Genomic DNA, 14,288 nt, shown 5'->3' on the forward strand with positions numbered 1-14,288 from the left:
TCCTCACTTCGTGTTGGCAAAACGGCGCATGCTTCGGCGGCTCCACCAATTCAGCCAGACGGTTGTCCCCATACCAAGCGCGACGATGACGATCACCCAGAACATGGCCTTGTCCATCTGTCCGGCTTCAACCGCAAAGTAAATCGCTACCGGGATCGTGTCTGTTTTTCCCGGGATGTAGCCGGCCAGCATCAGCGTCGCTCCGAATTCACCCAAGCCTCTGGCAAAAGAAAGGACAAGCCCCGCCAGCAGACCGGGCCAGGCGAGGGGGAAGGAGATGGTCCAAAAGACGCGCCATTCCGAGGAGCCCATCGTCCGTGCTGCATCCTCAAACCGGCGATCAATTCCTGTAAAGGCAGCCTGGGCACTCTGATACATCAACGGAAACGAAACGACAATAGATGCGATCACAGCTCCGGTGAGGGTAAACACAATCTGTATCCCGAACATGTCGTAGAGCAGCTGGCCGAGAAAGCCGTTTTTTCCAAAAGCGAGCAAGAGTCCAAAACCGACAACGGTCGGCGGGAGGACGATCGGCAGCAAAATGAGCGATTCCAGAAAATGTTTTCCCCAGAACTCCTTTTGCGTCAGAAGCCGTGCCATCAACAAACCAACAACAAACACAACAGAAGTGGAGATGGCGGCCACTTTTAGGGAGAGAAGCAAGGGTGTCAGATTGGAATCCACGTACCGTCCATCTCCTTTAGCTGAATCCGCATGATCTATTATTGAAACCCGTATTTCTGCAAAATCTCTTTTCCTTTTTCACTGCTCAGGTAAGCGATGAATGCTTTGGCAAGATCAGCATGCTCCGTAGAGGAAGTGATTGCACCCGGGTAGACAATCGGCTTGTGCCATTCCTCATTTGCTTTGGCCGCAACCTTGACTTTTTCCGAGATGGCGGCGTCGCTGGCATACACGATACCGGCTTCGGCGTTCCCCGACTCGACGAAGGTCAGCACCTGGCGGACGTCGCTTCCGAATACGAGCCGGTCTGCAAGAGGCTCCCAGAGCTTCAGATGCTCCAGCGCTTCCTTTGCATAGCGTCCGGCTGGTACGCTATCCGGCTGTCCGACTGCCAGATGTTTGATCTCGTCCTTGGTCAGGTCCTCGAAGGAGCCCACAGAAAGCGTACTTTCTTTTCCAACCACGAGAACCAACGCATTTTTGGCGAAATCGGTGCGGCTGTCTTTCTGTATCAATTGTTTCTCTTCCAGCTTGTCCATGTCCTTCTTGCTGGCGGAAAGAAAGACATCGGTCGGGGCTCCTTGTTCGATCTGGGTAGCCAGCTTGCCAGAGCTGCCCAGCACGTATGTAAGGGTTACACCGGGATGCTCCTGCTCAAACAGCGGCTTGATCTCGTTTAAGGCGTCCGTCAAGCTAGCGGCTGCAGAGACCATCAACTCGATTTGGAGCGGTTTTTCTGCCGACTGGGAAGCGGTATCCGGCTGTTGACTTTGCGGCTGAGCGGTCTGTGTCGAACAGCCGGCCGCCATAAGCAAGAGAATAGCAAATAGCAGAGTCGAGAGATATTTCCTAAATTGCGGGTACATAAAAGAACCTCCAATTCATATTTGGTTATAATTAAATATAACTAGTTATAACTAGATTATATGGAATTGAACTGGATAATCAATTGCGAATTTCAAAAAGTTAAAGGAAAATAGAAAGAACGACGATAGGAATAAGAGGGAGTTCGAGCGATGAAATACGGGAGGCAAGCATGACTCACGATAATTCATATACGACAGAAGAAATAGCCAAGCTGCTGCGGATATCCAAATTGACCGTCTATGATTTGATCAAAAAAGGAGAGCTTCCGGCCTACCGGGTAGGCAGACAAATGCGCGTGGACGCGTCTGATCTGGAAGCCTACAAGCAACGGGCCAAAGGGGAATACCGGAGTGTACATCCATACCCGCACCAGTCGGCAAGCACTCCGGCAGGCACGACCTCCCACGTTCCGACTCAGCACGGGCAGGCGACACGTTCTGTCATTATCAGCGGGCAGGACGTCAGTCTGGACATGCTGGCCAATCATTTGGAAAGGAATGGAGACAGCATTAGGCCGCTCCGCTCCTACGTGGGAAGCATCAACAGCTTGTGGGCCATGTACAGAGGAGAGGCGGACATCGTCAGCACCCACCTGTTCGATGGAGACACGGGAGAATACAACATCCCGTATGTACGGAGAATGCTGATCGGTCACAGGTACCTCGTTATCAATTTGCTTTCGCGCTGGGCCGGTTTTTACGTCCAGCCAGGCAACCCGAAAAAGCTGTCTGTCTGGGAGGATTTCCGCCGAGCCGGGGTTCGCATGGTCAATCGGGAGAAGGGCTCGGGGATTCGGACCTTGATCGAAGAACAATTCCGTCTCCACGGCATCGCCGGTCATGAGGCAGCAGGGTATGAACGGGAGGAAGGGAATCATCTTGCTGTTGCCGGGGCTGTCGCAAGGGGAGAAGCGGACATTGGCGTTGGCATTGAAAAAGCCGGGCAGCTCGTCGGGGTCGATTTTTTGCCTGTCATTCAGGAACGATATGATCTGGTCATGCTAAAGACAGATGAAAACAAAGCGCTGATTCGACAGGTGCGTGAAACCCTGCTCTCCGAAGAATTTCAAAATGAATTGGCTGCGATTGGAGGCTATGATCTGGCTTCCACCGGAAAGATTATGTACGAGACTTGGTGAGAAGCGGGCGCGCTAGCTGGAATCGATTGTCTACGATTTCTGCACAGTTCTGCAAATTTCTACTCAGTTGAATTGTTATTTGATACAATAGCAGGATAAAAATAGACGCTTGTCGCTCAAAAGTTGGGGGCTGGCATGAAACCTTTGCATAAAACAAGCTTGTTGATTTGTTTAGCCATATTGATCCCGTTTGCCTCGGCAGCAGTGGTTCTCAATTGGCAGACGATTGCCACCTGGATCTCCGCTCTGGAAAAACCGGAGGTAAGGCCGGAGACCGGTGTAGACCCGTTTTCCTATGATCCTCCGATTCCGTCACTCGTGAAGGATTTGAAGCCTCATTACCGGATACGAGCCGAGCTTCATACATCGGAAGCGAAAATCAAGGGGACCGTTACTCTTGATTTTGACAACCCGGGAACGAAGGATCTCCGATTATTCATCTACGATTATAAGTGGAGCCCGATGTCGATAACCTCGATTCGATACAAGGACAAGTCCTTGCCATTTAACAGGCGCCAGGCGGTTGTCCAATTCGCAAATCCGCTGGGGCAGGAGAAGAGAGGCACGCTCACCATCCAGTTTGAAAACTCTGTTCCGCGCCGCGGTACAAGATTTGGGGTAAAGGACGACATTTGGACGCTGACCACCTGGTATCCGATGCTGGGTGCTCAGAATCAAAGCGGGCAGTGGTACGAGCCTCCGCAGCGTATCGACTTCGGAGATCCGTTTGTCTATCATTACGGCGATTACGACATTTCATTCATATCTCCGCAAGGCTACAAGTGGGTAAGCACGGTCGGGATCGGCGAATCCAAGCCGCTGGAAGGAAACAGGCAGGAAGTGCATTACAACGGGAAAAAGCTGCTTAACTTTGCCTTGGTAGGCAGCCCGCTGTACCAGATCGAGACAGTCACGTTTGCGCCGAATCTCACCGTCGATATTGCCTCGATCGACAAACGCAACATCGCTCGGATCAAGAATATCGCGGAAACGGTCATTCCGACCTATACGGAATGGTACGGTCCGCTGCCGTACCAGCGCGTCTCGATCGCCGAGACGAGTACGGGAACGACCTACGCCATGGAATACGCCAACATGGCAATCTTTAAAAGGGACCTGCAAAGAAACAGCTTGATCGAGCACTGGCTGCCCCATGAGATTGCCCATCTCTGGTGGTACAACAGTGTAGCAACATTGGAGGCCCGCTACGGCTGGCTTGACGAAGGACTCGTCGAACGCAGTGTTGTCCACTATCAGCAGGCGCGGTACGGCGATTCGCAAGCGGAATCCTTGCTTGCTGATTACAGAAAAGACGTCGAGAGGCTCTCGCAGCGCTTTCCATACGGCAAGCTGGGGAAAGAGCTTCATCAATTTACGACTCAGGACGAATTTCATTGGACCTGGTATTCCAGAGGAGCGCTCCTGTATGAAAACCTTCGTCAGCAAGTGGGGGATGACGCGTACAAACGCTTCTTGCAGCGGGTACAGCGCTCCTATCACGGCAGCGTGATCGGTCCTGAGCATCTGGATCAGGCTTTGGGACAGGTTCTGCAAGGGGAAGCCCGCTATTTCGTTCCCAATATTGAAAAGCACAACAACGAGCCGTTTGCGCCCGTAACCTTGGTTCCTTATGTGACCACGGTCGTAAATGGCGTGAGCTTCTACCCGCAGGTCCCCTCGCGCATAACGGACCAAACTGCGTACTTGCCGCTCCGCGATGTTGCCGAAGAGCTCGGTTACAAAGTCAACTGGTCGGAGGAAAAGGCAGCGATTGAAGTAAAGGGGTACGGACGAACCATCTGGATCAAGGAAAAAAGTACATACGCCGAGCTGGACGGAAGAAAAGTGGAGTTCGGGAAACGGATGATCGAAATCGAAGGACGAACATTGGCGCCGCTTGCCTTTTTTGATCAGGTACTGGGCAGCGAAGCCGAATTGGACGAAAAGTCCAGGACGGTAAAATTGCGGTTTCCATCCGGAAAAACAGGTGGAGGGAGGTAGGCCATGCGAAACAATCTGATTCTTGTCGGTTTTATGGGGACGGGCAAGACGACTGTAGGAGCCGCTCTGTCGGAGGAGCTGGGCATGATTCATCGGGATCTGGACGAGGCGATTGTAGAGCGCGCGGGTTGTACGATTCCGCAGCTCTTTGAACAAAAGGGAGAGGCATTTTTTCGCGACATGGAGGCGGCTGTGCTCGCCGATCTCCTGAAGCAGCATGGTTTGGTGCTGACGACCGGAGGAGGGGCCGTTCTGCGGGCGGAAAATGTGCAGCGAATGCTCGAGGGAGGGCTGGTCGTCGCCCTGTCCGCGACAGAAGAAGAGCTGGTGCGGAGACTGGAGCGGGATCAAAACCGACCGCTTTTGGCCGGGGGAGTAGCACAGCGGGTAAAAGCATTGCTTGAGCAGCGCAAGGACTCATACACATTCGCACCGGTTCAGATCGATACGACTGGAAAAGAGGTAGCTGAGATTGTAGCTGAAATCCGCCTGGCGATGGTTGAAAAGGGTCTCATCGGGAAAGACTAGGGAAAGGAAGCGCTCTTCTGTTAGTACGGGGCGATCCGCGCGTACGAAGGAGGCACGTGCGATGTCGTTTCAAGAATACCTGAAATTTTTGACCCGCCTGTTTGTCCAGTACGTGGAAACGCCGAAAACGGAGCGGAAGATGAAAAAGGCTCCGCGCGAGTCTTGGTCTGCCCGCTGGTTTGGGGCGATTCCGATGTCCATCAAGCTTCTGTGGCGCAAGTAACCATCCAAACGGAGGTAGCAAAATGGCGAGAGTTGCTGTGGAAGGTTCCCTTACCCAAATTTCCAAGATGCTTCGTGACAATGGGTATCAGGTCGTCGAACTGGGTAACTGGCAAAATACAGTGGATGCCGTCGTCATTACAGGTCAGGATGTCAATGTGCTGAATGACCAGAGCAAGACGATTACTGGCGCCCCTGTGATCAATGCGTCGGGCATGACCCCGCAGGAAGTATTTCATGCGGTACACGTCAGATTGTCTCCTACCGAACATCACTGATGATCGGGGCGGGTCTGCGATTTTTCCAAACAGGCCTCCTCGGGAAAAATGTTGAAAGCTCTCTGCGAATGATTCGACAGAGAGCTTTTTCGTTTGCAGACATTTACTTTTGAATATGAAATTTTCCCACCTTGCTCGCATAGGCGTATGGGAGAAAACGCAATCCCTCGTCCCAGACGCCGATGTACGGTTTTTGCCCATTCCACACATGCAAAGACCCGACAGAGAAAGGGGAGAGCACCTCGGAGTGGTACAAGCTGACTGCCAACGTAATGTCCTTCGCGTTCTTTTGCCACAAATCTTCCCATGTTACGGTCTTGCCGGGAGTGGGAGCATAGACAAGGGGAGTAAACCAGCTGATATTGTCAAACGGATTCACTGCTTCAGCGTGAATGACACGGGTAGCCACGAGTTTCTGTCCAGGAGCAGCCAAATCCTGCTCCTGCAAGCTTTGAATGACGGATTCCTCAGTACGAGTCGTGCTTAGATACCGCTCACCCGTCTTGGCATCGACAACTTGCTTTTCTTTTGGCAGCGAGACCAGCCAGTGCGAGGCAAAGCCGTCGTACACCGGCTCGGCGGCAACTTCACGCGGGGCAAATGTATCGTCGAATAAAATGTACTCGCCTAGCCCGTACTCGAGCAGGACGAACGTTGGATTGCCTTCCGTCGAAGGAACTTCTCCCACGACCATGTACCCCACCTGCTTGCTGCCTTGCGTCAAGCTGACCAGCCACTGATGTTGATTGGCACCGAGCGTTTGGACGTCGATGCGGGCATTCCTCCAGTCGGCAAACTGGGGATCTTGTCCGACTATGCTATTTTTCCATTCTCCGATTTGTGTTTGAAAACGTTGATCCCATTGCCCTTCTTCCGCCAAGACGGTTGTCTGTCCGGGCAAGCAAAGGGCCAGTGCGACAAGCAATGCGCACAGAGAGCGGGAAACGGAGGTTTTTCCAGTCACAGTCAAGCACCACCTTTGGAAAGGCTTTCTATGGTACCTATTGTAACCAGAATGGGCGAAAAGATTTGTTGGTTATTGTCTCTTGCCGTTCGTATTTTCTCGCTGTCCTTTTACATTTTTCGCCCGTTGCCGTGCGGAGGGGCTGAGGGCGGAGCGGATTGCAGATAAAAAAGGCCGCCATTGATGAACTGAACCGATATTCTCGGCTCGTATTGCCAGCGCATCTCTTCCATGCGACGCCGCTTTTCCTCCTCGGGTGTACTGGCCACCCATTCGGTCTGGTCGATCTTCTCGCGGGGCGTCTCTTGAAAGCTGTTGGCCCGCAAAAAGTCGAGAATTCTTCCGCCTGCCGAGCGATGCTCCTCCAATGACGGGCTGACCGCTTGAATCGCAGTCGTTTGGCGTTCGGTTTCCTGTTCCAGGAGAAGGTTCAGGGAGCCATTTGGCTCGGCTGCAGCACTCTCAACATTGTCTGCTGCGCTGCTTGCTGAACCTGTTGATTTCCCGGAGTGCCCGTCTTGCAGCTCGTCCCCGCCCTTATCAGCTTCGTTGGCAGCCTCATTCCCATCATCAGCCGTTCGGCGTTGCCTCTCCTCCAGCTCCCGGTAATACGCCTCCAGGATTTGCAGCTCTTCTTCCAGTCGCTGTTTCGCTGCTGCCGCCCATGTCTGGTCTTCCTGAGCCAGAATGCGGCGGATCTCTGCTTCCATCATCGCAAACGCCTGGCTGATCGTAATGCGGCGGTCAAGCGTATAGTGATAATCCGGGATGGAGGGGGCAAGTTGACGCTGCAGCAGGAACGGATAAAAGTCCCGTACGATGTGCGGCTGGTGTAAATTCACCCCGAAATGCAGGATGAGATCACGCTTTTTGTCGCAAATAAATGAGACCTTCCAATTCACCCCAAGCCAGGGGACCAGCGGCACCGATTGGCGGGAAGAGGCTTGAGCGCGGGTTTGCGGCAGCGTTTCGTACATGCAGACAAAGCTGCCGTGTTTGCGCGTCGACTGAAAAATCTGCTGCAGACGAGCTGCGCCCAAATGCAAATGCTCCGCCCGCCTGTCGTCCGGCATGCGGTCTGGATCGAAGCAAAAAGTCAGCACCAGCGGCTGGTAGGGCAGGTTCATCTTTTCGACCCAGCTCCAGTAGAAAGGGCGGTTTCCGATATCCTTGTCTACCTCGACCGGCAGTTTGACAGTCAGAAAATCTGGATGTGTCTCCATGATGTGTGAAGAAAAGGCGGACAAGTACTGCTCCACATACTTGCGGACTCGCTGCTGGTTCATCGTTCTATCCCTCCCGAGACTGCAGGTTGCAAGATGAGCTTACTGTTCGGCTGTTTCCGGCAGCGGCTCCTTGGTTTTCCTGGCCAACCGCATGGCACGGATGGCTTGGCCCATGTTGTCCAGCTTGAGAGCCATCTCTTTCTCCGACGAAGAGTCCATGATGATGCTGATCAGATTTTCCTCCAGGGATTGCTTGAGGTTCAGCCGTTCGACGATGTCATCGAGCTCGCCGATCACCATTTCAAACAGGTCGATTTTTTCATAGAGGAGCTGGAGGATATGCTCTTCGATGGTGCCTACTGTAGACAAATTGTAGATGTGTACGTCCCGCTGCTGGCCCAAGCGATGGACCCGGCCGATCCGCTGCTCGACCCGCATCGGATTCCAGGGCATGTCATAATTGATGACCTGATTGCAGAACTGCAGGTTGATCCCCTCGCCGCCGGCTTCCGTGGCGATCAATACCTGTGCGCGATTTTGAAACAGCTCGGTCATCCAGTCCTTTTTGCTCCGTTTGAATCCTCCGCGAAACGGAACAGAGGTGATGCCGTGATCGTGCAAGTATTTTTGCAAGTAGTTTTGCGTGGCCCGGTACTCGGTAAAGATGATGACCTTGTCGTTGATTTGCTGAATGAGCTCGACTGCCTTGGCAGCTTTGGAATGTGACTCGATTTTCTTGATCATCTCGACGAGCTCCATGATTTCCGCGCGGACAGGGGAGTCTTCTGCTGCCCGTTGATGCATGTTGTAGAGCGTGAGAAAGGCGGCTTCCCGGCTGGAGCAAACCTCGCGCTGCAGCGTGATCAACGCAAGCGAGTTATAGCCGCCCGATCCGGTGTGATACTGTTCTTTGACGAAGCGCGTTACGCCCTGATACAACGCGGCTTCCTCGGGGGAAAGCTCGATCGGAATGGACTGGACGCGTCTGCTGGTGAAATGCACGCCTCCGTCGCTGCGTCTGTTCCGGATCATCACTTTGTCCAGTTCGGTCTTGAGCTGCTCATTGTTTTTTGCCTGCCGCTTGCCTTCCACATAGGTTGTGGAGAAGCTGGACGTGTGTCCGAGATGGCCGGGCTTTAAGAGGTTGATCAGATTGTAGAGCTCATCCATCTCGTTCTGGATCGGAGTAGCGGTCAGCAGCAGGCAGTATTTTTTGCGAATCTCCTTGACGAACTGGTAGTTGCGCGTTTTTTTGTTTTTCAGCTTATGGGCTTCGTCAATGATCAGCATGTCGTAATCGATGTCCAGGACGTGACGGCGGTGGGGATCGCGTTTGGCTGTATCGATCGAGGCAACCACGACGTCGTATTGCCGCCACATATACTCCTTCTTTTGGGCGACAGCGGGTATGCCGAATTTTTGATTCAATTCTTTCGTCCACTGGATTACGAGCGATGCCGGCACGAGGATAAGTATTTTTTTCGCCAGCCCGCGGATCATGTACTCTTTCATGATCAGCCCGGCTTCGATTGTTTTGCCCAGGCCCACCTCGTCAGCGAGAATGGCCCTGCCGCGCATTTCGTTCAAAACGCGCTCCGCCGTCTGCAGCTGATGGGGAAACGGTTGGAGCGTAGGCAGGTATTGCAAGCACTGAAGCTGGTCAAACTCGCGGATAGCCATCGCCTCTTCGGCTTCCAAAGTAAGCTGGAACAGCTCCCATTTGTCCCAGGGGCCGTCCTGCTTCATTCGTTCATTTAGCAAATCCATCCAATCGGTATCGAAGGAAACGGGAACGTTCGGCATATGACTACCTCCGCTTTGGGGTTTTGTCATGAAAATGCTATATCGTAAATCAAAGGTGAACGTTATTCTTTTTGATCAAAAAATTTGTTAGTGATTTTCCAAGTTAATTCGCAATTTGCATATTTTCAAGAATGCGCTCACGTGGTAGGATAAAGAAGGAGTTCATTCAACTAGTATGGAATGTATTTGGAACATTTATGTATCACCCAGTATCCACCGCGAATGAAAGTAGCAGGGAGAGACTGCTTGTAAGGCAGCGCCGAAGGAGCAAGCCGGGTATGGTGAATCTCTCAGGCAAAAGTACCTCTACTGGACGCATCTCTGGAGAGAGCTTCTTCGGGAGCCACCAAAGGGGAAACTTGCAAGCGATGCCAAAGGAACGGCTCGCATCAAGCGAGGCAACTCTCAGGTACCAAGGACAGAGGAGGAGAAATGGGCGCCTTATTTGGCGTATTCATTTCTCTTGTTCTGTCCTTTTTTGCATGAAAAAAACAGGAGGTGCCCGAAATGACGACACTGAAACGCACGCCGCTGTTCCCTGTCTATGAAAAATACGGGGCCAAAACGATTGATTTCGGCGGATGGGATTTGCCCGTGCAATTTTCCAGTATCACGCAGGAGCATGAAGCAGTGCGGACGAAAGCAGGCTTGTTTGACGTCTCTCATATGGGAGAGGTTGAGGTAAAAGGGGAGGGAGCCTATCTCTACCTGCAACGCCTTACAACCAACGATCTTTCCAAGCTGGAAGCAGGGCAAGCGCAATACAGCGTGTTCTGCTATCCGGACGGGGGCACGGTGGACGACCTTCTTGTCTACAAATACGCCGACGATCACTACCTCTTGGTGATTAACGCGGGAAATATCGACAAGGACTACGCATGGATGCAGCAGCATCTGAGCGAGGGTGTACAGATCGAGAATATCTCACCGCAAACAGCACAGCTGGCGATCCAGGGGCCGCTTGCCGAATCGATCCTGCAAAAGCTGACCGACACGAACCTGACGGAAATCGGTGTTTTCCGTTTCAAGCGGAATGTCGTGATCGACGGCATTGCGACTCTCGTTTCGCGCACCGGCTATACCGGAGAAGACGGATTTGAGATCTACCTGGACAGCGACAAAGCGATTCAGCTATGGGACCGCCTCCTCGAGGTCGGCAAGCCGGAAGGGCTGGTACCATGCGGCCTCGGCGCCAGGGACACGCTTCGTTTTGAAGCGAAGCTGCCGCTCTACGGTCAAGAGCTCGGCAAAGACATCTCGCCGATCGAAGCGGGTATCGGCTTTGCAGTAAAGGTAGACAAAGAAGTGCCGTTCATCGGACAGGAAGCCCTCAAGGCGCAAAAGGAAAACGGCGCTCCCCGCAAGCTCGTTGGGATTGAAATGATCGACCGCGGCATCCCGCGTACGCATTACCCTGTTTTTGTCGGGGAAGAGCAGATCGGCGAGGTTACGACGGGCACTCAGTCTCCGACGTTGAAAAAGAATGTGGGACTCGCGCTGATCAAATCCGAGTATGCAGCTGTAGGCACCGAACTGGAAGTAGAAATTCGCGGCAAGCGGCTGAAGGCTGTCGTGGCAGCCACACCGTTCTACAAACGTCCCAAAAAGTAAACCAACCAATCCAAGATCCGATAAACAAGGAGGACAACGTTCGTGAAATACCGTTACCTGCCTCAAACCGATCAGGATAAACGCGAGATGTTGGACACCCTGGGCATTTCCCGGGTGGAAGAGCTGTTCGCGGATATTCCGGAAGAAGTTCGTTTCAAAGGTTCCCTGCAAATTCCCGAGGCTCTGTCCGAACCGGAGCTGGTCAAATATTTTTCCGGTCTTGCTAATAAAAACGCCAACTTCAGTACGCATGCAAACTTCCTGGGAGCGGGTGTGTACCAGCATCATATCCCGAGTGTCGTCAACCACATGCTGCTGCGGGGCGAATTTTTTACCGCATACACCCCGTATCAGCCGGAAATCAGCCAAGGGGAGCTGCAGGCTATTTTTGAGTTTCAGACGATGGTATGTGAAATGACGGGCATGGAAGTGGCCAACTCCTCGATGTACGACGGCGCTACTTCTTTGGCAGAGGCAGCAATGATGGCGGCAGGCCACACGAACAAGAGCAAGGTCGTGGTTTCCCGTTCCGTCCATCCGGAAGCGCGGAGCGTGCTGAAAACATACGCGTACGGCCAAGGCGTAGAGGTCGTGGAAGCAGACCTGAAGGACAATGGAACCGACACGGCAGCACTGGACGCGCTTGTTGACGACCAGACGGCAGCTGTCATCGTTCAATACCCGAACTTTTTCGGTCAAGTAGAAGACCTGTCCTCCATTGAGCCGATTGCACATGGAAAAGGAGCGCTTCTGATCGTTTCCTCCAATCCGCTCTCGCTCGGCGTGCTGGAAGCGCCGGGACGTTTGGGCGCAGACATCGTTGTTGGCGATATGCAGCCATTCGGAATTTTCGCTTCATTCGGTGGACCGCACTGTGGGTATTTGGCCACCACCTCCAAGCTGATGCGCAAAATGCCCGGCCGGATCGTCGGACAGACGAAAGACGAAAACGGCAAGCGCGGATTCGTTTTGACCCTGCAAGCGCGCGAGCAGCACATTCGCCGCGAAAAAGCGACATCCAACATCTGTTCCAACCAGGCTCTCCTGGCTCTCGCGGCCTCTATCGCGATGAGCGCGTACGGAAAGCAGGGCGTACAGGAAATCGCCATGCTCAACCTGCAGAAAGCTCATTACGCCAAGCAAGCATTGGCAGCAAAAGGACTTGAGATCGTAGGCAGCGCACCTACCTTCAATGAATTTGTAGTGAAATTGAATAAACCGGTAGCGGAAGTAAACAAGAAGCTGCTGAAAAAAGGGATTATCGGCGGCTACGACCTTGGAATCGATTATCCCGAGCTTTCCGGCCATATGCTGCTTGCCGTAACGGAACTCCGAACAAAAGCAGAAATCGACGATCTCGCGCAGGAATTGGAGGCGATCACCCGTGCATAACGACAAAGAAAAAGCGTTGATCTTTGAATTGAGCAAGCCTGGTCGCGTAGGGTACAATCTCCCGGCGCTTGATGTGCCAGAGGTAGAGGTAACCGATTTGCTGCCGAAGCACTTGATTCGCGAAACCCCTGCAGAACTGCCGGAAGTGTCCGAACTGCAGCTGGTTCGTCACTACACGGAGCTGTCCCGCAGAAATCACGGGATTGACAACGGCTTTTATCCGCTCGGCTCCTGCACCATGAAATACAATCCGAAAATCAATGAAGACGTTGCCCGTTACGCGGGCTTTGCCCAAACCCATCCGTACCAGCCGGAAGAATCTGTGCAAGGCGCGCTGGAACTGATGTATAACCTGCAAAACGAACTGGCGGAGATCACGGGCATGGATGCCGTCACTTTGCAGCCGGCAGCAGGGGCAGCAGGCGAATGGACGGGACTATTGATGATCCGCGCTTACCATGAAAGCCGCGGCGAAAAAGGGCGGACCAAGGTAATCGTACCGAACTCCGCACACGGAACGAATCCGGCTTCCGCTGCTGTAGCGGGCTTGGAGACAGTTACGATTCCGTCCGACGACCGCGGGCTGGTAGACATCGAAGCTTTGCGCCAGGCAGTAGGACCGGACACGGCGGCATTGATGCTGACCAATCCGAACACGCTTGGATTGTTTGAAGAGGACATCGTCGAGATGGCAAAGATTGTACACGAAGCTGGCGGCCTTCTCTACTACGACGGCGCCAACGCCAACGCCATCCTGGGCATCGCTCGTCCCGGCGACATGGGCTTTGACGTCGTTCACCTCAATTTGCACAAGACCTTTACCGGCCCTCATGGCGGCGGCGGTCCCGGTGCCGGCCCTGTCGGTGTGAAAAAGATTCTGGAACCGTTCATGCCAGCTCCAATCGTAGGCAAAAAGGCAGATGGCACTTTCTTCTGGGACAACGACCGTCCGCAATCGATCGGCCGCGTAAAAGGGTACCATGGCAACTTCGGCATTCTCGTTCGCGCGTATGCCTATATTCGCTCCATGGGACCAGAAGGTCTGTTGCAGGTTTCGCAAAATGCGGTGCTGAACGCAAACTACATGATGCGCAAGCTTGCAGAAGCCTACGAGCTTCCCTATGACCGTGTTTGCAAGCATGAGTTTGTCCTGTCCGGCGTTCGCCAGAAGAAGCTGGGCGTGCGGACGCTGGATATTGCAAAACGCTTGCTTGATTTCGGGTTCCATCCGCCGACTGTCTACTTCCCGCTGATCGTAGACGAGTGCCTGATGATCGAACCGACAGAGACTGAATCCAAAGAAACACTCGATGAGTTTATTGACGTAATGCTGCAGATCGCTCGCGAGTGCGAAGAAACACCGGAACTCGTGCAGGAGGCTCCTCATACGACAATCGTGAAGCGTCTGGATGAAGCCACTGCTGCACGCAAGCCGGTACTCCGCTACCAGCCGGAATAAGAACGCAGACGAGGCTGCCGAATGTTTCGGCGGCCTTTTTGCATGCCGCATTGTTGCCGTTTCATCATCGGGAGAAGTACAATGGAGAGGGTGAGAGGAGGACATGCGCAGC

13 protein-coding genes and 1 riboswitch are annotated in these 14,288 nt (G+C 53.3%); of the genes, 8 read left to right on the plus strand and 5 right to left on the minus strand.

Going from position 1 to position 14,288, the window contains the following annotated elements; genetic code table 11:
* Nucleotides 1-3: 3 nt before the first annotated feature.
* Together modB and modA are read right to left on the minus strand one after the other, a co-directional pair.
* A complete protein-coding gene (gene modB / locus NSQ24_RS11295; protein ID WP_003387312.1) occupies nt 4-687 on the minus strand; it encodes a molybdate ABC transporter permease subunit in 684 nt (227 codons plus the stop codon).
* 38 nt (nt 688-725) lie between these two features.
* The gene (modA, locus tag NSQ24_RS11300) at nt 726-1,553 is read right to left on the minus strand and encodes a molybdate ABC transporter substrate-binding protein (RefSeq protein WP_003387311.1); all 828 of its coding nucleotides are present in this window, start codon (nt 1,551-1,553) and stop codon (nt 726-728) included.
* A gap of 170 nt (nt 1,554-1,723) precedes the next feature.
* Here modA and NSQ24_RS11305 point away from each other — a divergent pair, with 170 nt between their 5' ends.
* The 5 genes from NSQ24_RS11305 to NSQ24_RS11325 all read left to right on the plus strand — a co-directional run bounded on the left by NSQ24_RS11305 (nt 1,724) and on the right by NSQ24_RS11325 (nt 5,721).
* Complete coding sequence (locus NSQ24_RS11305; protein ID WP_172920388.1) at nt 1,724-2,692, plus strand: helix-turn-helix transcriptional regulator; 969 nt, start codon at nt 1,724-1,726, stop codon at nt 2,690-2,692.
* A gap of 135 nt (nt 2,693-2,827) precedes the next feature.
* Nucleotides 2,828-4,693, plus strand: coding sequence for a stalk domain-containing protein (locus tag NSQ24_RS11310; protein WP_003387309.1), 1,866 nt, complete (start codon nt 2,828-2,830; stop codon nt 4,691-4,693).
* A gap of 3 nt (nt 4,694-4,696) precedes the next feature.
* On the plus strand, nt 4,697-5,221 hold the full coding sequence (locus NSQ24_RS11315) for a shikimate kinase (RefSeq protein WP_122958429.1): 525 nt from the start codon (nt 4,697-4,699) through the stop codon (nt 5,219-5,221).
* Nucleotides 5,222-5,282: 61 nt separating this feature from the next.
* Nucleotides 5,283-5,444 (plus strand): YqzE family protein, encoded by a 162-nt coding sequence (locus NSQ24_RS11320; protein WP_003387307.1) that lies wholly within the window; start codon nt 5,283-5,285, stop codon nt 5,442-5,444.
* Nucleotides 5,445-5,466: 22 nt separating this feature from the next.
* Complete coding sequence (locus NSQ24_RS11325) at nt 5,467-5,721, plus strand: YkuS family protein (protein WP_003387306.1); 255 nt, start codon at nt 5,467-5,469, stop codon at nt 5,719-5,721.
* 103 nt (nt 5,722-5,824) lie between these two features.
* On the opposite strand, the gene NSQ24_RS11330 is transcribed toward NSQ24_RS11325, so the two are convergent.
* The 3 genes from NSQ24_RS11330 to NSQ24_RS11340 form a co-directional block, all read right to left on the minus strand.
* Nucleotides 5,825-6,685 carry a hypothetical protein gene (locus NSQ24_RS11330; RefSeq protein WP_003387305.1) on the minus strand — a complete coding sequence of 287 codons (861 nt, stop codon included), beginning with the start codon at nt 6,683-6,685 and terminating at the stop codon, nt 5,825-5,827.
* 110 nt (nt 6,686-6,795) lie between these two features.
* Nucleotides 6,796-7,971, minus strand: a complete 1,176-nt coding sequence (locus tag NSQ24_RS11335) for a YqhG family protein (protein WP_003387303.1) — start codon at nt 7,969-7,971, stop codon at nt 6,796-6,798.
* A 39-nt stretch (nt 7,972-8,010) separates the two neighbouring features.
* The gene (locus NSQ24_RS11340; RefSeq protein ID WP_003387302.1) at nt 8,011-9,714 is read right to left on the minus strand and encodes an SNF2-related protein; all 1,704 of its coding nucleotides are present in this window, start codon (nt 9,712-9,714) and stop codon (nt 8,011-8,013) included.
* Nucleotides 9,715-9,936: 222 nt separating this feature from the next.
* Nucleotides 9,937-10,030: riboswitch (glycine riboswitch) on the plus strand.
* Between the two features lie 191 nt (nt 10,031-10,221).
* Here NSQ24_RS11340 and gcvT point away from each other — a divergent pair.
* Genes gcvT through gcvPB form a run of 3 tightly spaced genes read left to right on the plus strand, consistent with a single transcriptional unit; the run spans nt 10,222 to nt 14,176 of the window.
* Nucleotides 10,222-11,325 (plus strand): glycine cleavage system aminomethyltransferase GcvT, encoded by a 1,104-nt coding sequence (gcvT, locus tag NSQ24_RS11345; protein ID WP_039071165.1) that lies wholly within the window; start codon nt 10,222-10,224, stop codon nt 11,323-11,325.
* A 42-nt stretch (nt 11,326-11,367) separates the two neighbouring features.
* On the plus strand, nt 11,368-12,717 hold the full coding sequence (gcvPA, locus tag NSQ24_RS11350) for an aminomethyl-transferring glycine dehydrogenase subunit GcvPA (RefSeq protein ID WP_003387300.1): 1,350 nt from the start codon (nt 11,368-11,370) through the stop codon (nt 12,715-12,717).
* Nucleotides 12,710-14,176 carry an aminomethyl-transferring glycine dehydrogenase subunit GcvPB gene (gcvPB, locus tag NSQ24_RS11355; RefSeq protein WP_031931795.1) on the plus strand — a complete coding sequence of 489 codons (1,467 nt, stop codon included), beginning with the start codon at nt 12,710-12,712 and terminating at the stop codon, nt 14,174-14,176. Before gcvPA ends, gcvPB begins: the two co-directional genes overlap by 8 nt.
* Nucleotides 14,177-14,288 lie beyond the last annotated feature (112 nt).

It is taken from the genome of Brevibacillus sp. FSL L8-0520, assembly GCF_037963895.1.
GTDB classification, from domain to species: Bacteria; Bacillota; Bacilli; order Brevibacillales; family Brevibacillaceae; genus Brevibacillus; species Brevibacillus borstelensis.